This is a genomic window from Bacillus sp. z50, from assembly GCF_058313585.1.
The window spans coordinates 544,180-564,806 of the sequence record NZ_JBZFQL010000001.1 but is presented as its reverse complement, the minus strand read 5'-3'; the positions used below and the strand labels follow the sequence as shown (position 1 = coordinate 564,806).

General features: G+C 39.1%; 23 protein-coding genes. 22 read left to right on the top strand and 1 reads right to left on the bottom strand.

All coding sequences use genetic code 11. The annotated features are described in order from the left end of the window. Positions 1 to 15: 15 nt before the first annotated feature. The 15 genes from aroC (at position 16) to AC4G3N_RS02530 (ending at position 13,843) form a co-directional block, all read left to right on the top strand. Entirely contained in the window at positions 16 to 1,188 is a 1,173-nt protein-coding gene (aroC, locus tag AC4G3N_RS02600) for a chorismate synthase (RefSeq protein ID WP_140461596.1), read from the top strand. Continuing rightward, positions 1,188 to 2,303: a 3-dehydroquinate synthase gene (aroB, locus tag AC4G3N_RS02595; protein WP_491089677.1), complete on the top strand. Its 1,116-nt coding sequence runs from the start codon at positions 1,188 to 1,190 to the stop codon at positions 2,301 to 2,303. Before aroC ends, aroB begins: the two co-directional genes overlap by 1 nt. Beyond that, positions 2,300 to 2,665, top strand: a complete 366-nt coding sequence (gene aroH / locus AC4G3N_RS02590; protein WP_066107448.1) for a chorismate mutase — start codon at positions 2,300 to 2,302, stop codon at positions 2,663 to 2,665. Before aroB ends, aroH begins: the two co-directional genes overlap by 4 nt. A gap of 26 nt (positions 2,666 to 2,691) precedes the next feature. After that, entirely contained in the window at positions 2,692 to 3,798 is a 1,107-nt protein-coding gene (gene hisC, locus AC4G3N_RS02585) for a histidinol-phosphate transaminase (RefSeq protein ID WP_491089676.1), read from the top strand. Between the two features lie 20 nt (positions 3,799 to 3,818). Then, positions 3,819 to 4,922, top strand: a complete 1,104-nt coding sequence (locus AC4G3N_RS02580; RefSeq protein ID WP_491089675.1) for a prephenate dehydrogenase — start codon at positions 3,819 to 3,821, stop codon at positions 4,920 to 4,922. Positions 4,923 to 4,941: 19 nt separating this feature from the next. Then, positions 4,942 to 6,240 carry a 3-phosphoshikimate 1-carboxyvinyltransferase gene (gene aroA, locus AC4G3N_RS02575; RefSeq protein WP_491089674.1) on the top strand — a complete coding sequence of 433 codons (1,299 nt, stop codon included), beginning with the start codon at positions 4,942 to 4,944 and terminating at the stop codon, positions 6,238 to 6,240. A gap of 435 nt (positions 6,241 to 6,675) precedes the next feature. Then, positions 6,676 to 7,926 carry a tetratricopeptide repeat protein gene (locus AC4G3N_RS02570; RefSeq protein ID WP_491089673.1) on the top strand — a complete coding sequence of 417 codons (1,251 nt, stop codon included), beginning with the start codon at positions 6,676 to 6,678 and terminating at the stop codon, positions 7,924 to 7,926. 27 nt (positions 7,927 to 7,953) lie between these two features. Next, entirely contained in the window at positions 7,954 to 8,511 is a 558-nt protein-coding gene (locus AC4G3N_RS02565; RefSeq protein WP_491089672.1) for a ReoY family proteolytic degradation factor, read from the top strand. Positions 8,512 to 8,701: 190 nt separating this feature from the next. Next, entirely contained in the window at positions 8,702 to 9,154 is a 453-nt protein-coding gene (locus tag AC4G3N_RS02560; RefSeq protein ID WP_491089671.1) for a DUF2487 family protein, read from the top strand. Positions 9,155 to 9,336: 182 nt separating this feature from the next. Then, on the top strand, positions 9,337 to 9,840 hold the full coding sequence (locus tag AC4G3N_RS02555) for a QcrA and Rieske domain-containing protein (protein WP_066107430.1): 504 nt from the start codon (positions 9,337 to 9,339) through the stop codon (positions 9,838 to 9,840). A gap of 13 nt (positions 9,841 to 9,853) precedes the next feature. Next, positions 9,854 to 10,528, top strand: a complete 675-nt coding sequence (gene qcrB, locus AC4G3N_RS02550; protein WP_066107427.1) for a menaquinol-cytochrome c reductase cytochrome b subunit — start codon at positions 9,854 to 9,856, stop codon at positions 10,526 to 10,528. 45 nt (positions 10,529 to 10,573) lie between these two features. Beyond that, entirely contained in the window at positions 10,574 to 11,359 is a 786-nt protein-coding gene (locus tag AC4G3N_RS02545; RefSeq protein WP_491089670.1) for a c-type cytochrome, read from the top strand. Positions 11,360 to 11,603: 244 nt separating this feature from the next. Then, on the top strand, positions 11,604 to 12,209 hold the full coding sequence (lhaT, locus tag AC4G3N_RS02540; protein ID WP_491089669.1) for a lipoprotein heptaprenylglyceryl N-acetyltransferase LhaT: 606 nt from the start codon (positions 11,604 to 11,606) through the stop codon (positions 12,207 to 12,209). A 59-nt stretch (positions 12,210 to 12,268) separates the two neighbouring features. After that, positions 12,269 to 13,063, top strand: a complete 795-nt coding sequence (locus tag AC4G3N_RS02535; RefSeq protein ID WP_491089668.1) for a sporulation protein YpjB — start codon at positions 12,269 to 12,271, stop codon at positions 13,061 to 13,063. A 102-nt stretch (positions 13,064 to 13,165) separates the two neighbouring features. After that, entirely contained in the window at positions 13,166 to 13,843 is a 678-nt protein-coding gene (locus tag AC4G3N_RS02530) for a zinc metallopeptidase (RefSeq protein ID WP_491089667.1), read from the top strand. A 47-nt stretch (positions 13,844 to 13,890) separates the two neighbouring features. Here AC4G3N_RS02530 and AC4G3N_RS02525 read toward each other — a convergent pair whose 3' ends face one another. Further along, positions 13,891 to 14,763, bottom strand: a complete 873-nt coding sequence (locus AC4G3N_RS02525) for a YitT family protein (RefSeq protein WP_066107413.1) — start codon at positions 14,761 to 14,763, stop codon at positions 13,891 to 13,893. 145 nt (positions 14,764 to 14,908) lie between these two features. On the opposite strand from AC4G3N_RS02525, the gene AC4G3N_RS02520 reads away from it, so the two are divergent. From AC4G3N_RS02520 to AC4G3N_RS02490, 7 genes are read left to right on the top strand one after another with little or no spacing between them, the layout of a single operon-like run. Beyond that, on the top strand, positions 14,909 to 15,241 hold the full coding sequence (locus tag AC4G3N_RS02520; RefSeq protein WP_066107409.1) for a nucleotide pyrophosphohydrolase: 333 nt from the start codon (positions 14,909 to 14,911) through the stop codon (positions 15,239 to 15,241). Between the two features lie 3 nt (positions 15,242 to 15,244). Further along, positions 15,245 to 16,039: a 4-hydroxy-tetrahydrodipicolinate reductase gene (gene dapB / locus AC4G3N_RS02515; RefSeq protein ID WP_491089666.1), complete on the top strand. Its 795-nt coding sequence runs from the start codon at positions 15,245 to 15,247 to the stop codon at positions 16,037 to 16,039. A 13-nt stretch (positions 16,040 to 16,052) separates the two neighbouring features. Beyond that, positions 16,053 to 16,457 (top strand): methylglyoxal synthase, encoded by a 405-nt coding sequence (gene mgsA, locus AC4G3N_RS02510; protein WP_491089665.1) that lies wholly within the window; start codon positions 16,053 to 16,055, stop codon positions 16,455 to 16,457. Between the two features lie 10 nt (positions 16,458 to 16,467). Beyond that, complete coding sequence (bshB1, locus tag AC4G3N_RS02505; RefSeq protein ID WP_491089664.1) at positions 16,468 to 17,175, top strand: bacillithiol biosynthesis deacetylase BshB1; 708 nt, start codon at positions 16,468 to 16,470, stop codon at positions 17,173 to 17,175. Continuing rightward, the gene (gene bshA / locus AC4G3N_RS02500; RefSeq protein ID WP_491089663.1) at positions 17,172 to 18,323 is read left to right on the top strand and encodes an N-acetyl-alpha-D-glucosaminyl L-malate synthase BshA; all 1,152 of its coding nucleotides are present in this window, start codon (positions 17,172 to 17,174) and stop codon (positions 18,321 to 18,323) included. Before bshB1 ends, bshA begins: the two co-directional genes overlap by 4 nt. Further along, positions 18,320 to 19,504, top strand: a complete 1,185-nt coding sequence (locus tag AC4G3N_RS02495; RefSeq protein ID WP_491089662.1) for a CCA tRNA nucleotidyltransferase — start codon at positions 18,320 to 18,322, stop codon at positions 19,502 to 19,504. The genes bshA and AC4G3N_RS02495 overlap by 4 nt, the downstream gene beginning before the upstream one ends. Next, positions 19,477 to 20,469 (top strand): biotin--[acetyl-CoA-carboxylase] ligase, encoded by a 993-nt coding sequence (locus tag AC4G3N_RS02490; protein WP_491089661.1) that lies wholly within the window; start codon positions 19,477 to 19,479, stop codon positions 20,467 to 20,469. Before AC4G3N_RS02495 ends, AC4G3N_RS02490 begins: the two co-directional genes overlap by 28 nt. The last annotated feature ends 158 nt before the right edge of the window (positions 20,470 to 20,627 follow it).

The following is a 20,627-nucleotide window of genomic DNA, read 5'->3' as shown; positions in this document are numbered from 1 at the left end:
TGAAGGAGGAGCCTTATGAGATATATAACTGCTGGGGAATCCCACGGCCCCCAATTAACAACTTTAATAGAAGGATTACCTGCAGGAATGCCGTTGTCTGAGGAAGATATCAACAAGCATCTTGCCAGGAGACAAAAGGGATATGGACGCGGTAGAAGAATGCAAATTGAAAAAGATACAGTAGAGATTACAGCAGGAATTCGTCATGGCAGGACATTAGGATCACCTGTTGCTCTGCAAGTTAAAAACCGGGACTGGACTCATTGGACCCATGTCATGGGAATTGAGCCAATTGATGAAAAGGCAGAAGACGAAATTAAACGTAAAATCACAAGACCGCGCCCAGGGCATGCTGACCTGAATGGCGGTATGAAATATGGACATAGGGATTTGCGCAATGTTTTAGAGCGCTCGTCTGCAAGAGAAACAACTGTCCGAGTGGCAGCGGGAGCTGTTGCGGTGAAACTGCTTAGTCTGCTTGGTATAGAAATTGTTTCGCATGTTGTTGAAATCGGTGGCATTAAAGCAGCTGAAACAGAGGTTAAGGATATTAAAGAGATCCAACAGCTGGCAGAGGATTCTCCGGTTCGCTGTCTTGATGAAAAAGCTGCTGAGAAGATGATGGAAGCCATTGATTTGGCTAAAAAGAATGGCGATACATTAGGTGGTGTCGTTGAAGTAGTGGCGACTGGAATGCCTGCTGGTGTCGGGAGCTATGTTCATTATGATCGTAAACTAGATGCAAAAATTGCAGGTGCAATCCTTAGTATTAATGCATTTAAGGGTGTCGAATTCGGGATTGGCTTTGAAGCGGCCAGAATTCCAGGCAGTCAGGTGCATGATGAAATCATTTGGGAGGAAGGACAGGGATATAGCCGTAAAACGAATCGCCTAGGCGGTTTTGAAGGCGGAATGACAACTGGAATGCCTGTAGTAGTGCGTGGAGTCATGAAACCAATCCCTACCTTGTATAAGCCGCTCAAAAGTGTGGATATTGATACTAAAGAGTCATTTACAGCCTCGATAGAACGCTCTGATGCATGTGCTGTTCCGGCAGCGGCAGTCGTTGCTGAGCATGTGGTAGCATGGGAGCTTGCCAATGCAATCATTGAACAGTTTTATTCTGATCGGATGGAGACATTGGTTGAATCCGTTAATCAGCAAAGAATGTATGCGAGGGAATTCTAATGGAAACTATTCAAATTAAAACTTCTTCAAAGGAGTATCCGATTTTTATAGGTGATGGAGTGATTGAAGAGCTCCCCATATTTTTGGAGAAAAATTTCAAAGGAAAACCAAAAGTATATATGATATCGGATGAACTGGTATCGTCTCTTTATTCTGAGCTGATTAAAACGTTGTTGGCCAAACGTGGCTATGAAGTAATCATCCATGCCGTACCAACAGGAGAAAGAGCAAAATCATTCTCTGTATACGAAGAATGTTTAACGGTAGGATTTGAAAATAAACTTGATCGTGACAGCCTCGTGTTAGCTCTGGGCGGGGGAGTGGTTGGAGATTTAGCTGGATTTGTAGCTGCGACCTATATGAGAGGTATTCCCTATATTCAACTGCCAACAACCTTGCTGGCTCATGACAGTGCAGTTGGAGGAAAAGTGGCTATTAACCATCAGCTGGGTAAAAATCTAGTAGGCTGTTTCTATCAACCGGAGGCAGTCTTCTATGATAGTTCCTTTTTATCCACTTTACCAGAGAAGGAATGGCGCTCAGGATTTGCCGAGTTAATTAAGCATGCCCTACTATGCAGTAAATCCTTTTATGACGATTTAAGAAATCAGTATTGCAGTATTTCTGACCTGCAATCCAAATCATTGGCTTCGTATATAAAAAAAGGGATTTCTGTTAAAGCTACTATTGTATCGGAGGATGAAAAGGAGAAAGGCTCGCGTGCTTTTCTTAATTTTGGTCATACATTAGCTCATGCGATTGAAGGGGCAGCTGGATATGGAGTGGTAACCCACGGGGAAGCTGTAGCCTTTGGTATGTTATTTGACCTATATTTGAGCCAAAAGTATGCTGATTTTTCTTTTAATCTAACTGCATTTAAGGATTGGTTAACCAATTTAGGCTATCTACAAATACCAAAAGAAATTTTATCAGCAGAATTATTGCTGCCATTTATGAAACTTGATAAGAAAAATAAACAAGGGACAATAGCGACGGTCCTTTTAAATGATTATGGCAGCCCAGCCTTACATTCCTATTCTGATACGGAAATACAAGACGAATTAACCTATTTCTTAAACAATATAGTCGGAAGGGAGAAGGGTTATTCATTATGATGAGAGGCATCCGAGGAGCCATTACCATAGAAGCAAATAAAAAAGAACTCATTGAAAATAAAACAGAGATCTTACTTCGAGAAATGATTCAACAGAATCATCTTCAGGCAGAATCTATTGCATCTATATTCATATCTGTTACAGACGATATAGATGCAGGATTTCCAGCTGCTATTGTTAGAAAAATAGATGGATTTACATATGTTCCCGTTATGTGCATGCGTGAAATTCCAGTACCGGGTTCCTTATCATTGGCCATACGGATTATGATTCATGCCAATATGGATACAGCCCAAAAGGATATCAAGCATATTTATCTGGAGGGGGCTACGGTCCTTAGACCTGATTTAACAGAGAAATAAGCAATAAAAAAGGGGGAACTGGAGCTTTGAAATGGAAGAATCATTTATATACATTAGAGCCTTATAAGCCAGGCAAACCAATTGAGGACGTAAAAAGGGAGTTTGGGTTGGAGGAGATCATCAAACTGGCATCAAATGAAAACCCATATGGATATTCATCCGAGGTCGCAAAAACGCTGAAGGAAACAGAATGGTCACTTCCCTTGTATCCGGATGGCGGGGCCGTTAATTTGCGTGAAGTCTTATCTAACTATTTAGGAGTTGAAAAAAATCAGCTTATCTTTGGAAATGGTTCTGATAATATTATCCAAATGATAGCAAAGGCGATTCTTGCTCCTGGTGTAAATACGGTTATGTCTACGGGTACCTTTAGTCAGTATAGCCATAATGCCATTCTGGAGCAGTCAGAGATCAGGGAGGTGCCGCATATAAATGGCAGACATGATCTTGATGGCATGCTTCGTCAGATTGATGCTGACACGGGGATTGTGTGGATTTGTTCTCCTAATAATCCGACAGGCGAATACATAAGAGGTGAGGAGCTTCTCCTATTTTTGAGTCAGGTGCCTAACGATGTATTAGTTGTATTTGATGCAGCTTATTATGAGTACGTCACAGCTATAGATTATCCTGAAATCTTGCCGTTAATTAATCAGTTTGATAATTTAATCCTATTGCATACTTTTTCCAAGATTTACGGGATGGCGGCTTTGCGTATTGGTTATGGAGTGGCTAATTCCGATATTATCCGTATGCTTGAGCCTGCAAGAGAGCCGTTTAACGTCAATGCATTAGCTCAAAAGGCTGCGATTGCTGCTATAAGTGATCAACAATTTATTGAGGAATGCAAACAAAAAAATAGAGATGGCCTTCAGCAATATTATGAATTTTGTAAGATTCATAACTTAAGTTACTATCCATCACAGGCAAATTTCATCTTAATCGATACAGGTCATGATGGGGATGAAGTCTTTCAGTATTTAATGAGAAAAGGCTTTATCGTTCGTTCCGGCCAGGCTTTGGGTTTCCCGACATCCATTCGGATTACAGTTGGTTCTGACCAGCAGAATGAAGCTGTTTTGAAAGAGCTGAAAAATTTCCTTTTGATGAAAGAAAATAAAGAAACCAAATAGATAGTAGGTGAGGTGCCTCCATGCGTGGGAATGTATTAATGATAGGTCTTGGTTTAATTGGAGGATCCATTGCTTTATCTATTAAAAAGGAACATCCGAAGGCGTTGATACTAGGGTATGATGTGGATAGAAAACAGGTGCAGCTGGCAAAAGCATTAAAAGTAATAGATGAAGAGACTTTGGATTATAAAGAGGCAGCTGGAAGAGCAGATGTTATCATTATCGGAGTCCCGGTGCAAGCTACATCAACCGTTATGGAAAGCCTGTCAGCATGTACGCTGAAAAAAAGCGTTATAATTACGGATGTAGGAAGTACAAAGGCAAAGATCATGAAAGAAGCAGAGCGTTTGTTTAGCATGAATTATACGTTTATAGGCGGTCACCCAATGGCCGGATCTCATAAAAGCGGAGTAGCTGCGGCAAAAGTGCATCTTTTTGAAAATGCTTTTTATATATTGACTCCTGCTGCTCATGCCGGTGTTAAAGAGGTTGCTGAGCTGAAGATGTGGCTGAAGGGGACGAAAGCCAAATTCATTGAAGTGGATGCTCATGAGCACGATTTAATGACAGGTGTCATCAGTCATTTGCCGCATATTATGGCAGCCTCGATTGTTAATCAGGCTGAACAGGCTGAAGCGAAACATGATTTAGTTGCAAGACTTGCTGCCGGAGGATTCAGGGATATTACCCGAATAGCTTCATCCAGTCCTCAAATGTGGAAGGATATTCTGATTCAAAATGATCAAGTATTAATCGATCTTTTGGACTCCTGGATAGATGAAATGTCAGAGGTGAGAGAATGGATTCGTACGAAGGATGAGGAAAGATTATATTCCTTTTTCCAAAGTGCAAAAATGTTTCGTGATGAGATGCCGGCCCGTAAAAAGGGTGCAATTCCTTCCTTTTATGATTTATATGTGGATGTCCCGGATTATCCAGGAGTCATTTCGGAGATTACCGGTTATTTAGCAAAATCTAATATAAGTATAACTAATATAAGAATCATTGAGACGCGTGAAGAAGTGTACGGTGTATTGGTGATCTCCTTCCAATCAGGTGAAGATCGCAAACTAGCGGTGGAATGTTTACGTGATGCAACTAATTACGATACTTATTATGACTGAGATAAAAAGGAGGAAAGGCATGGGAAAAATCCTATTATTCAAAAACCCCCAGTTGAAAGGCACGATTGAAGTGCCGGGAGATAAATCTATTTCGCACAGAGCGGTCATGTTTGGGGCAATAGCGGAAGGGAAAACGACGGTATATCATTTCTTAGAGGGCCAGGATTGCTTAAGTACTATTGAGTGTTTTCAAAAAATGGGTGTGGATATACAAAGAGAAGGCGATAAGGTCACCATCCAGGGTAATGGATATGGCGGTTTAAAGGAGCCGATTGGCTTGCTTGATGTCGGCAATTCAGGGACAACCATCCGACTGCTTATGGGGTTACTCGCCAACCAGCCCTTTTCTATTACTTTCACTGGTGATGAATCCATTGCAAAAAGGCCAATGAGAAGAGTGGTAGATCCGCTGAGGAAAATGGGAGCAAGAATATCCGGAAAAGAAGATGGTAACTTTATACCACTTGAAATGAACCAGAGTGAGCTGTCAGGTATTGAATATGAGCTTCCGGTAGCAAGTGCCCAGGTGAAATCAGCTATTCTTTTGGCAGGATTACATGCGAAGGGAACCACTACTGTCATTGAAAAAGCAGCCACGAGGGATCATACTGAACGGATGATTGAATCGTTTGGGGGGAGTATCCATATCGACGGCAATATGATCAGAGTTACAGGAAATCAGGTGCTGAGCGGTAAGGATGTTCATGTTCCCGGAGATATCTCCTCTGCAGCGTTTTGGATGGTTGCCGGTACCATTGTACCGAATAGTGAGATTATATTAAAGAACGTTGGGCTGAATCAAACAAGAACGGGAATTATTGATGTTTTGAAAGAAATGGGAGCAAATATTGAAATTCAGTTAGATCAACAAGGAGAACTTGCGGAAGAATCCGGTACGGTAACAGTGAAAACTTCCTCTTTAAAGGGGATAACAATTGCCGGAGATATCATCCCAAGGTTAATTGATGAGCTGCCTGTTATTGCCCTGTTAGCTTCACAGGCTAAGGGAAAAACCGTCATTAAAGATGCTGCTGAGTTAAAGGTTAAAGAAACAAATCGAATTGATGCCATCGCTACTCAATTGGGTGCGCTTGGTGTCGATATAACTCCAACAGACGATGGTTTAATCATTGAGGGAGAACAAACCTTGCATGGAGGTACGGTGGACAGTCTGGGGGACCACCGAATCGGAATGACATTGGCAATTGCTTCACTCATTTCCAAAGACTCTGTAGTATTAAATAATGCTGATGCCATTTCAGTATCCTATCCAGGTTTCTTTGATGATTTAATTAAGCTTGTATCCATTCAGGAATAAAAGAGAGGGAAACCTCTCTTTTTTTGGTACTAAAATTTCTGATAGTTTCATAGCATGTCTAAAAGAAAGTCAATGAAACTCTTGCCTTTACACATGTAAAAATGGTTGATAGGGCGGTGAAAATGTAATCAATTAAATGGATAGATAGAACGAAATGGAAGAGTACGATTCGGTCGCTTTTTGTTAATTGATAAAGTATACTTATATAACCTTAAAATTAAGACTCCTAGCTCTATGCCACAAAAAAAATCATTTAATTTCCTTATCAGATAAATATTTTTTTCTGGAGTTTCCATTAGCTCTTTATACAGGTTAAAAAAAGTGAGTATAATAGGGGTAATAACAAAATTTTAGAGGCTCCGGATTGGACGAACATTATTTTGCCGAATGACCAGCAGATTTGTTATAGATTTAGGGAAACAGAAAGGAATACCAATGATGAAAATTGAATCAATTATAAAAAAACTGATGCAAGGTGAATTTGAAGAAGCTAAAAAACATATAAATCAGATTAAGCAATCCAACAATGATGACGATGTTTATACCTTGGCGGAAGAAATCGCTTCACTTGGATTTATGGAAGAGGCAAAGGAGCTTTTTGAAGAATTGCTGAAGCGTTATCCCGATGAAGGAGAGATTTTATTTTCATTGGCTGAAGTATCAACTGAATTGGGGCAGGAAGAGGAAGCATTGTTGTATTTAGAGAAAATTGATCAGGAAGATCCGATGTACCCAGGAGCACTCCTATTATTAGGGGATTTATATCAGGGAATGGGTATGGAGGAGGTCAGTGTTCAGAAGCTGAAAGAGGCCAATCGAATTTTACCGGATGAACCTATTGTAAAGTTTGCTCTTGCAGAACTTTATTATCAACAAGGACATTTCCGTTCGGCTGTAGAATTATATAGCAGTATCTTAAAGAATGAGACTGTAATAAATGGCGTTTCAATTTATAAGAGATTAGCCTTATCACTTGTATCGTTGGGCGAATTTGAAGAGTCGCTCCCTTATTTCAAGAAAGCTGGCAGGGAGGATGATGACGTAAATTTATTGTTTGAATATGGATTTGCTGCGTATCATGCAGGAGAATTTCCAACGGCAATAGCTAAGTTTACAGAGCTTAAGGAAATAGACCCTGCCTATCATTCACTTTATTTGTATTTAGCCATGGCCTATGAAGAGTCCCTTGATTTGGAAAAAGCACTGGATGTTGCAGAAGAAGGGATTAAGGAAGATCCATTCAATAAGGAAATATTCCTGTATGGTGCTGAGCTGGCAACTAAGCTTGGAAACACAGAGAAAGCTATTAAATGGCTATCGGAAGCTATTGCGATTGATCCGGGTTACCTCGAGGCAATTCTAACTTTAGGGAAGCTTTATTTACACGAAGAAATGTTTGACCATGTCATTGATTTGGTATCTTCTGTTAGAGCGATGGGGGAGGATGATCCGCAATTTAATTGGCTCCTGGCAACGGCATATTCAGAGCTCGAGGAGTATAGTGAAGCATTGTCATGTTACAAAGAGGCACATGAATTTTTTGGGGATAATAAAGACTTTTTACATGAATACGGTTATTTCTTGCTGGAAGACAGTAAATTTGAAGAAGCTAGGTCGATATTTAAGACATTACTCCACGAAGACCCAAGCAATGATGAGTATATTGATATTTTAGAACGAATTTAACTAATTTGTACAGAGGAGGGCTCCACCTTGAAAACCCCTGTTTCTGTCGATGAGAAGAAGGAATTTATACGCTGGTTTCTGAACCATTACCAATTAAAGCGCAGAGAATGTGTATGGATATTAAATTACTTAATGAGTCATGATCAGCTCATGATGAATGTTCATTTCGTGGAAGGGGCTAAGTATTGTCCAAAAGGAATGGTCATGTCCACTCATTGTGTGGAAGATGTGCCATTTAGATTCTATAAGAGTAATATCATGACAACCGACGCAGAGAAGTCATTCCATGATATACGGCTTAATAAGGACGAGGATATCTACATACAACTGAATTTCAGGACAGCCTACTCATCCTATCAGTATGCAGCCGTACTCGAGGAAAATCCTTATCAGCCAAAAAACCTCCCCGGTAATGAGCAGGATCAATATATTGCAGAAAATATTTTAAAAATCAGTCTATCAAGATTCGAAGAGGATCGATTAGCACAGATGATAGATGAGGCAATCGATAACCGTGATATAGAATTATTTAATAAATTAAGCAGTCAGTTGAAAAGAATCCGATCTCAGGAATCTTTTAACTAATAACAGCCACACATATTTCTTTGAGAGAAAGAGAATATGTGTGGTCTTTTTTTTTGCTTCAACACTTGATTTGGCAGATGCTTATCCCAGCCGGATGAGGAACAAAGATTTCTCCCTGAATTGTAAGCTTATTTGTATATATTTTACTTATTATGTTTTACAATGGAAAAAGAAGTCGAGGGGGAAAATTATGAAATATCAGTCAGTTGATACAGAATTATTTAGTAAATCCAAAGAATATATTGATACTATAGTTATCCCGTTAAATCCGGTTGATTTTGATGATACATTTAGCCAGACGGTATCATCCTATGAATTTATGACATTGCTGACTCATGAGCTCGAAAAAGAATTAAAGGGTCGTCTATTTTTAGCCCTGCCTCTGCCATATATTAAAAATAGTAAGACGGAGGAGAAATTAAATCTCTTGTCTGTTTGGGCAGATTATTATAGAGGTCAGGGATTTAAATATATCCAATTTCTCACTACTGACAGTAAATGGACAAGTATAGATGAGAGCGAACATGTTCTATGGATACCGGCAATCCCCATCGAAAAAATGCCTTTGGATGCGATTAAAACGGTTATAAGTGAACAAACGAAACAGCTTGTTGATATCCTCGCAGAATCCTGGAATAAATAATATTTTTGTAAGTAAATAGTATATTGGTATAAAACAGGAAAAATAAAACATCTATTTCCTTAACTGGGAGTTTATTGACCTATTAAAAATATTAGGATATTATTGTAATGTCCTAGTTTTATGGAGTTTGTGCAATTTTCTATTTTGTATGACTTTTTCGATATAAGGGGGGGAGAAATTTTATGAGCAGCCAAAAAGTATCAAGACGCCAATTTCTGAATTATACGCTTATGGGCGTTGGGGGGTTCATGGGAGCGGCAACACTTATGCCTATGCTGCGTTTTGCAGTCGATCCAGCTTTAAAAGCGAATGCATCTGGGGAGTTCATTAATACCGGATTAAAAATATCTGAGATTACTGAAACACCAACTCGTGTCGATTATAAAACTGAGGTAAAAGATGGATGGTACGAAGCTGAAGAGACAAGAACAGCATGGGTTTACAAGGATGAGAACGGCAAGATAGTTGCCCTTTCTCCGGAATGTAAACATTTGGGGTGTACGGTGAACTGGGAAGGATCAGAAGATCATAAGAATGAGTTTTATTGCCCATGTCACGGGGGGCGTTACGAAAAGAATGGTAAAAACATTCCGAAAACACCTCCAATCGGACCGCTCGATGTTTACGACAAGCAGGAAAAAGATGGAGTATTATACTTGGGCAATGCAAAAGAAAACGAAGTGTAGGGAGGCATAATTAATGCTTAATAAAATGTACGATTGGATTGATGAGCGATTGGATATCACGCCATTATGGCGCGACATTGCTGATCATGAAGTCCCTGAGCATGTAAACCCTGCCCATCACTTTTCGGCATTTGTTTATTGTTTTGGGGGATTGACGTTTTTCATTGTAGTCATTCAAATTTTATCCGGAATGTTTTTAACTATGTACTATGTGCCGGATATTAAAAATGCATGGGAATCTGTTTATTATTTACAAAATGAAGTTGCTTTTGGTCAAATTGTTCGGGGCATGCATCACTGGGGAGCAAGTGTCGTCATTGTCATGATGTTTTTACATACTCTTCGTGTGTTCTTCCAGGGTGCCTATAAAAAGCCACGTGAATTAAACTGGATTGTTGGAGTTTTAATCTTCTTTATAATGCTAGCTCTAGGATTGACAGGGTATCTGCTTCCTTGGGATATGAAAGCGCTATTCGCTACAAAAGTAACGTTGACCATTATCGATTCGGTGCCATTCATCGGGCCATACTTAAAAACGTTGCTTGCTGGTGACCCTACGATTGTTGGGGCGCAAACCTTAACGCGTTTCTTTGCGATTCATGTATTCTTCCTTCCAGCGGCGCTTATTGGACTAATTGCAGCTCACTTCTTAATGATACGCAAACAGGGAATATCAGGACCGCTATAAGATATTAGTTGAAAATGGAAATGTTACGAAGGAGGGGATATCCTTATGCATCGTGGTAAAGGAATGAGATTTGTAGGGGATTCAAGGATAAGCGCAGATAGAAAACCGAATATTCCAAAAGATTATTCAGAGTATCCAGGAAAAACGGAAGCCTTTTGGCCCAATTTCTTGCTGAAAGAATGGATGGTAGGTGCTGTATTTTTAGTAGGTTTTTTATGTCTTACAGTTGCCCATCCATCACCGCTCGAAAGGATTGCTGACCCAACAGATACGGGATATGCACCTTTACCTGACTGGTACTTTATGTTTTTGTATCAATTGCTTAAATATTCATATGCTTCCGGGCCATATAATTTAATCGGGGCTTTGGTTATTCCGGGACTAGCTTTTGGTGCATTATTGCTTGCACCGTTTCTGGATCGCGGACCGGAACGCAAACCAACTAAACGGATTTTCTCGGTAGGTTTTATGCTGCTCGCATTTGCAGCTGTATTTTACCTAACATGGGAAACAGTTTCTCAACATGACTGGGCAGCAGCAAAGCTGCAAGGACAAATTGTTGAGGATGTAGCAATCGATAAAGAGTCAGAGGGATATAAATTATATCAAGGCCAAGGCTGTGTAAGCTGTCATGGGGACTCCTTACAGGGTGGAAATGGTCCTAAATTACTTGGTACAAAATTAGAGGTTGATGAAATCGGTCATATCGCTGTAAATGGTACCGAAAATAAAAAAATGCCACCAGTTTTTAAAGGTTCTGAAGAAGAATTAAAAACTCTGGCAGAATTTATTAAGGGAGCAAATGCAGGCGGAGATTCAAAAGGGGAATAATGTTTTTGAGGGGTACTCAGATGAGTACCCCTTTTGTCTTAAGAAGATTGCCATAGCCGTCGTAATCATGTTGACAAATGAGGTATAGTTATTTGTATTATTAATAATATGGGACGGACAGTGAGCTTCCTCCTGAATTGAAAAATTCATATTGAGAGAGAAATTTAGAGTAGGATAATTTGGCTGAAAATCAAGTAATCGAGCAAATTTATTTGGAATAATTCAGATTGTGATGGAGGATATTATGAATAGCTGGCTTTATGCAGTATTAAGAAATCGAACTTTTTTATGGATTTTATTCACTGTTAATCTTTTGGGAACAATATACGGATATTATTGGTATAAAGGGCAGCTTGAAATAACACCAGTAGCCTTTCTTGCTTTTGTACCAGACAGTCCAACTGCCAGTTTATTTTTTTGTATTGCTGTTATTGGCTGGCTTTTAGGGCGCAATTTTGGTTTATTTGAAGCCTTAGCAATCGTTTCTCTTTTTAAATATGGTATATGGGCAGTTGTCATGAATATATTAACTTTTTCTGTAGAGGGTTATGTATCTTTGGTCGCTGTCATGCTGATTCTATCGCATGCTGCAATGGCAATTGAAGGAATTCTTTATGCTCCATTTTATCGGGTTAAACCATGGCATTTAACCGTGGCTGGGATTGTCGTGTTACATAATGAAATCATTGACTATGTTTATGGGATGATGCCGACCTATAGTGTTTTGAATCAGTATATCCCCCAAATTGCTTATTTCACTTTTTGGCTGAGTGTACTTTCGATTGGAGTAGGGTATTGGTTTACTCTTCGTAAAAATCGGGAAATATACTCTATTTATCTCAAGCAATAAATGGTTCTAGTCTTGTCCCTTCACACATACGATTAAGTAGTATGAGGAGGGATATTTTTATGAAGTTTAAATCTTTATTTATCTCAATAGCCATTATAATATCATCAGGATTCATTACGACCTATGCTAACGGACCTGATAAACAAAATTCGTTAGAGACCCTTGCTGATCAATCCCTTCAATTTGCAAAAGTAGATAGACGTGATGAAGCAGAGCGTTTATTGGAAGCATTTTCAGATAAATTTTATGATCAGGCAATTGAGAGCTCAAACTATACAATGGATGAAATTAATATTATAACGATTGCCTATGAGGAAGCCATTCAAACTGTGAAGAATAAAGAAAAAACAGATGATGAGGTAATCAATGAAATAACGAAATTCCGATTAGTACTTGATGCAGTTCATAATGATGGCGCACCATTATGGGTGAGTTTAAAGGATAGCATGATCTCTGCTGCAGGGGAAACAAAGGTATCGATCCAGAAACAGGATTCTATTGCTTTTCAGGAAAAATTAAATCATTTATTAACGATTTACAATGTTATATATCCATCGTTGAAAATAGATGTTACACCTGAACGTTTTCAGCAAGTGGATGCCCATATTCAATTTATTGATCAATATCGTCCGCAAGTCTTTTCTGACCAATCACAAACAGATATGATTTCCTTAGAGGAGCAGCTGCGAGATATATTTGAGGAAGCAGAAAAAGATGATGCAGATCCATCCCTTTGGTGGGTAATCATTTCAACGGGAAGTATTATAATTATGACCTTATCCTATGTTGGATGGAGAAAATATAAAGCCTCAGATGATCAGTTTCATACAAAAAAGAAAAAACAGAATTTTTGATAAAATTTTGAATAATATCTATCCATTGACAGATGTTATACGACATTATTACAATTACCATAACACAACTATAAATAACAGAAGATGAAATGGAGGATATAGATGAGCTTTTTAATTTATTTTATACTGCTTTTAATTATCCCGATTTATGCACAAATGAAAGTTCAAAGGGCTTACAAGAAGTATTCACAGGTTCCTGCATCGAACGGTTATACAGGAGCAGAAGTTGCCCGTAAGTTGTTGGACGAAAATGGTTTATACAATATACGTGTAGAAGAAACACATGGAGTATTAAGTGACCACTATGATCCTACAAATAAAGTGGTAAGATTATCATCAAGTAACTACCATGGTCATTCACTAGCCGGCACTGCTGTTGCAGCTCATGAAGTTGGTCATGCCATTCAGGATAAAGAAGATTATTCCTTTATGAGAATCCGTCATAAGCTAGTACCAGTTGCTAATATCGGTTCTAACTTTTCCTGGATTTTAATTTTAGCTGGGCTGTTGCTTGGCAGCTTAAATCTAGCATGGCTTGGAGTATTGTTTATGGGGGCAGCCGTGTTATTCCAATTCGTTACACTGCCGGTTGAATTCAATGCTTCTAACCGTGCTATGAAACAGGTTGTTGCTTTAGGTGTAATCGGGGCTGATGAAGAAAAAGAAACGAAAAAAGTCTTAGATGCCGCAGCCTTAACATATGTTGCAGCTGCAGCAGTCGCTGTACTTGAATTGTTACGATTTGTATTTATGCTAACCGGCATGAATAGTGAAGATTAATAAGAGAAACCCCCTTCAATATATTGAAGGGGGTTTTCCTATATTGCTTATTTTTCAAGAGGATTTTTATTTTCATCCAACGTAAATCCTTCACCAAGTACATCATGTACGACAGATACGGAAACAAATGCATGTGGATCAATGGATGTAATAATGCTCTTAAGGCGTACAATTTCATTGCTTCCTACAACGCAATAAATCACATCGCGCTCCTGTTTGGTATATGAGCCAACCCCTTTGAGTAATGTAACACCGCGTTCCATTTGTTGATTAATCTTTTCAGCTATCACGGAATTGGAGTTGCTTATGATCATCACACCACGGGCTGCATATGCACCCTCTTGGATAAAGTCAATTACACGGCTGCCAATATATACGAGGACAAGTGTATACATGGCTTGTTTATATTCCAAATACGTTACGAGTGATAAAACGATAACGCAGAAGTCAAACATAAACATGGTTTTTCCCATGCTCCAGCCTTTATATTTGAACATGAGCCGTGCGATGATGTCGACTCCGCCAGTCGTTCCGCCATAACGGAAAATAATTCCTAAACCGACACCGATGCACACACCTGCAAATAAAGCCGCGAGCATTAGGTCATCCTTTAAAGGAATATGTATTTGATATTTTTCGAAAATCGCAATAAATACAGATACAGCGATGGTACCGATAAGCGTATACAAAAAGGTTTTTTTGCCCAACAGTTTATATCCTACAAAGAAAAGAGGTATATTTAATAAAATATTGGTAATCGAAGGGCTAATACCAGTTAAGTTATAAATTAAAAGGGTAATCCCGGTAAATCCCCCTTCACCTAATGCGTTTTGCATATTAAAATGAACAAGGCCAAAAGACATTATTGCAGCCCCTAATAATATTAGTATGACGTTTTTAAGCTTTAAGTTAAAAAACACATTCTAACCCCTTCCTTGCTAACTCAATTATTATTATAGTGTACAATTGAGGAAAAATAATGAATGATATCCTTTTGCATTCTATCATATTTATTGTTCGAAAACTAAGAAATACGCTAACATTAAGAGAAAAGGGTGTAACTGTATGGAACATAAGAAAACAATCGCTGACTTACAGCAGGAAGTAGATCAATACATAGGGCAATTTAAAGAGGGATACTTCAGTCCGCTTGCCATGACAGCGAGACTTACTGAAGAGCTTGGAGAATTGGCGAGAGAGATTAACCATTATTATGGTGAAAAACCAAAAAAAGAATCTGAAACAGAAAAAGCAATTGAAGAAGAATTAGGAGATGTTTTATTTGTGCTAATTTGTATGGCCAATTCGCTGAATATTGATTTACAGGATGCACATGACAGGGTGATGGAGAAATTCAATTCCAGGGACAAAGACCGTTGGACAAGAAAGGAAGAATGATTGATGATTAATGTCATAATTGCAGGGCCGCGAGGTAAAATGGGGAAAGCAGCAGTAAATTTAGTGATGAATACCGAACATTTTCATTTAACAGCTGTATTAGATCATAAGAATGATGGGATGAAATTAAGTGAAATAGATGGATTTACTGGTATAGATGTTCCGGTTTATACAGATCATGAAAAGTGTTTCTCTGAAGTTAAAGCGGATGTACTTATTGATTTGACCACTCCGGAGTCTGGAAGAATTCATACATTGTCAGCATTAACACACCATATCCGCCCGGTCGTTGGAACGACTGGCTTTTCAGATGAAGATTTAAAGGAAATCGAAAGAATTTCCAAAGAAAACGGAATTGGATGTATCATTGCACCGAATTTTGCTGTTGGTGCTGTGTTAATGATGAAATTTGCCAAGCAGGCAGCTAAATATTTTCCGGATGTCGAAATTATTGAATTGCATCATGATCAAAAGCTTGATGCTCCTTCAGGAACAGCTATAAAAACAGCACAATTAATTTCCGAAGAAAGACAAGCAAAAAAACAAGGACATTTAAATGAAAAAGAAACAATAAAAGGTGCACGCGGTGCAGACTATGAAGGAATGAGAATACATAGTGTACGCTTACCTGGGCTTGTTGCACATCAACAGGTCATGTTTGGCGGAGAAGGTCAGACATTTACTCTAAGACATGATTCATATGATCGAAACTCTTTCATGAGCGGAGTTAAATTGTCGGTGGAAACCGTCATGAATATAGAAGAATTAGTATATGGACTAGAAAATATTATCGATTAAGGAGCACTGTTCTATGAAAATCGCATTAATTGCACACGACAAAAAGAAAGACGACATGATTCGATTTACGCTTGCGTATAAACATATCCTAGAAGGGCATCAGCTTTTTGCTACCGGTACAACGGGAAAGCGAATACAGGATGAAGTTGGCCTGTCCGTTCATCGTTATCAGTCCGGACCACTCGGTGGAGATCAACAAATTGGGGCGATGGTTGCAGTAAATGATATTGATATTATTATTTTCTTCAGAGATCCATTGACTGCGCAGCCACATGAACCGGATGTGTCCGCATTAATGCGATTGGCGGATGTTTATTCCATTCCATTGGCAACTAATATGGGAACGGCTGAAATGTTAATACATGGTTTAGAACGCGGAGACCTTAAATGGAGAAATATTGTTAGGGAAAAGGAGTAATATACCCACAATGAAGACAGACATACTATGTTTTGGCGCTCATTCCGATGATGTAGAAATCGGAATGGGGGGCACAATAGCAAAATATACAGAATTAGGCCATTCCGTTGTCATCTGTGACTTAACCGAGGCGGAGCTTTCATCGAATGGTACTCCCACAAACAGATTGAAGGAAGCCAAACAGGCAGCTGCTATCTTAGGTGTAAAGGAACGCTTGAATTTAAATATGGGGGATCGGCAATTATATCCCACACCTGAAAACATCTCAAAGATTGTTTCTGTTATAAGAACATACCAACCTGAAATCATCTTTGTACCCGCTGTTCCTGACCGTCATCCAGATCATGGACATTGTGCAGCTTTGGTCGAAGAGGCTGTCTTTTCTGCAGGTATTAGGAAATATGAGGATGAAAGTAAGCTCGCGGCCCATAAGCCGAAGCATGTTTTTTATTACATGATCAATAGCTTTCATCCACCTGATTTTTGTGTGGATATCAGCAGCTATTTTCATTGTAAATTATCCAGTTTAAAAAGCTATTCCTCTCAATTTATTAAAACGGATGATGGGGTTGTGACCCCTCTTACCGAAGGATATCTCGAAGCAATCGAAGGCAGAGAACGGGCATATGGAAGAGAGGCAGGCGTGTTATTTGCAGAAGGATTTAGAACGAAAAAACCTCTCTTACTTGATCAAGATTTGTTAGGTGGAAAGAAATGAAAAAGTTAAAAATTGGAATTGTTTGTTATCCTACTGTCGGCGGATCAGGAATTGTTGCGACCGAATTAGGAATTAAGCTGGCGGAGAAGGGACATGAGATTCATTTTATAACATCCAGTGTACCGTTCCGTTTAAAAAAGCGATACTCAAATATATATTTTCACCAGGTTGAAGTGAATCAATATGCCGTTTTTCAATATCCTCCATATACCTTGTCATTGGCCAGCAAGATAGCCGAGGTAGTCAAAATGGAAGGGCTTGATATCATTCATGCCCATTATGCGATGCCGCATGCCGTTTGCGGAATTTTGGCCAAGCAAATGACCTCCTCTGGTCTAAAGGTAGTTACGACTCTCCATGGTACGGATATTACGATACTAGGGTATGATTCTTCTCTGCAGGACATGATTAAGTTCGCTATTGAAAAATCCGATGCGGTTACGGCCGTGTCCCATGAACTTGTTAAAGAGACATATGAATTAATTCAACCGAATCAAGAAATCCAAACGATTTATAATTTTATTGATTATCCGGCGCCTGAACCGGATGCTGGTAATGTGGCTAATTTAAAAGCAGAGCTTGGGATTAAAGAAGATGAAAAAATTGTCATTCACGTCTCGAATTTTCGGAAGGTGAAGCGTGTACCTGATATCATTGACACTTTTGGAGCCGTGGCAGACAAAATACCGAGTAAACTTTTATTAGTAGGCGACGGACCGGAAATGTCCTTTGTAAGTAAAAAAATTAAAGCAATGGGCTTACAGGAGAAAATCATTCTGTTAGGAAAACAGGAAAATCTACAGGAGCTCTATTCCATTAGTGATGTATGTGTCCTTATGTCAGAAAAAGAAAGTTTTGGGCTCGTACTTCTTGAGGCGATGATTTATGGCGTTCCATGTCTTGGAACAAAAATCGGGGGAATTCCTGAGGTTATTGATGATGGGATTAACGGATACACCATTGAGTTGGAAGATATCGAAGCTGCCTCTATGCGATTGTTAGAATTGCTTGAAAATGATTCGCTGAGAATAAATATGGGTAATAACGCTATTCATAAAATTAAAGATCATTTTCAAACCGAACATATCGTGAATCAATATGAGGACTTGTATTATTCATTATTGAAAAATGGGGAGAAGGATGAATGAATCAGGAATTTATCAGAGCGCGTCCTGTATTGGATCAGTTAACGGCGAAGGGCTATGAAGCTTATTTTGTAGGCGGAGCTGTTAGGGATACTTTAATGGGCAAGGAAATTGATGATGTGGACATTGCTACCTCCGCCACTCCCGAGCAAGTAAAGGAAATTTTCACTCATACAGTAGATGTTGGTATTGATCATGGAACTGTATTAGTGCTTTATAAAGGCGAATCGTTTGAAATCACGACATTTAGAACAGAATCTCAATATAAAGATTATCGACGGCCGGATTCAGTCATCTTTGTAACCTCTTTGCATGAGGATTTAAAGAGAAGAGATTTTACGATGAATGCAATTGCCATGGACCAGGATGGAAAATTGTATGATCCATTTGACGGAGAAAAAGCAATACATACAAAGGTAATCGAGACAGTTGGTCCGGCGGATGAACGATTTAGTGAGGATGCGCTAAGGATTCTTCGTGCTGTTCGATTTGTCAGCCAGCTAGGGTTTACATTGCATGAAAATACACGATCGGCATTACGGAAAAATGCCGATTTACTTTTGCATATAGCACAGGAACGGAAAACAGCTGAGTTTCAAAAAATGGTTCTTGGCCATTATCCAGAAAAAGGGTTAAAAATTGCTGCAGACGAAGGTTTGCTAGCCTATTTTCCGGGTTTAGGTCAATTTGCGGTTCATATAGAGCAGTTTCTTGCACTGCCCTTAAGCCGTTGTGAATCATTTGAAGAATGGATGGCCTTGATTGCCCTCTTTAATGGTCAGGATCAATCCCTATACAGTGATTGGAAGCTTTCTTCAACTCAAATGAAAAAAATAGGTCTTTTGATCCGTGAAACGAAGAAAAGAGAGAATTCCTCATTTACTCCCTTTACCATTTATCAGCTTGGTCTTGAAAACACCCTGAGCGTGGAAAGGGTTTGGTCAGTATATCATCATGCGGACCCAGACTACGACGCAATCACTGATCTGCATGCTCGTATGCCAATCCATAAGGATACTGTTATAGAGGTTTCCGGAAATGACCTGATGAAATGGGCTGATAAAGCAGGTGGACCGTGGATTAAGGAGCTTATGCATGAAGTGATTAACGGAATTCTGGATCATAAGGTCCCGAATAAAAAGGAGTTAATTAAACAATGGCTCATTCAAGAGAACAAACTTTAAAGCATGAGATTGCCAAAGCATTTGCCAAAGCTGGAGAGGATTATATATCAGGACAGGCATTAGCTGATTTAGTTGGCTGTTCAAGAGTGGCGATATGGAAGCATATTGACCAGCTGCGTCAGGAAGGCTACGAAATTGAGGCTGTAAAGAAAAAGGGGTATAGGCTCTTGAAAAAATTAGATTCTCTAAGGGCCACTGATATTCTAATGGGGTTACAGACTGAATTTGTAGGACAATCCATATATTCTTATGATACAGTCTCATCCACTCAAACTGTTGCCAGAGAACTTGCAGGAAGCGGAGCTAAAAATGGTACAGCTGTGATTAGTGATGAACAAACGGAAGGTACAGGGCGATTAAAAAGAAAGTGGCATTCTCCTTCAAATGGAGGAATCTGGTTAAGTATGATTATGAGACCTGATATTCCTCCCTACCATGCCCCACAGCTTACGTTGTTAACGGCTGTTGCTGCTGTTCAGACACTAAACAAATTTGGTGTGAATGCAGGAATCAAATGGCCAAATGATGTGTTGGTAGAAGGAAGGAAGATTGCTGGAATACTAACGGAGCTTCATGCGGAGTCCGATCAAATTCATCATGTGATTATCGGCATTGGCATGAATATAAACCAGCCTCTTGAATCGTTTCCTGATGAGTTAAAAGAGATCGCTACTTCTGTCTTAATAGAGAAGAGACAAAGAGTAGATCGATCTGAGTTTTTACAAAGCTTTTTTAAGAACTTTGAAGATATATATCTACTTTATTTAGATAAAGGTTTTGAACCAATAAAACTGCTTTGGGAAAAGCTTACGATTACCATTGGGAAGAAGGTCACTGTCCAAAGCCTGCAAGGATCTTTAACTGGCTTGGCAACCGGAATTAATGATGATGGAGTATTGATTATCATAGATGATGAGCAAAAAAGCCATTTGGTTTATTCCGGAGATATAACCGTGCATCAATAATGGACAATATTAAGCGGCTGTTTTGAAAAAAAGAAAGTAATTGAAAATGAGTTAATATATGGCATATAAAAATGACTGAATGTTATAATTCAAGAAGGGCGGGAGCGGAAACGACCTGCACCTTGTATAGGAGTCATTTTTAAATAGATTTATAATTC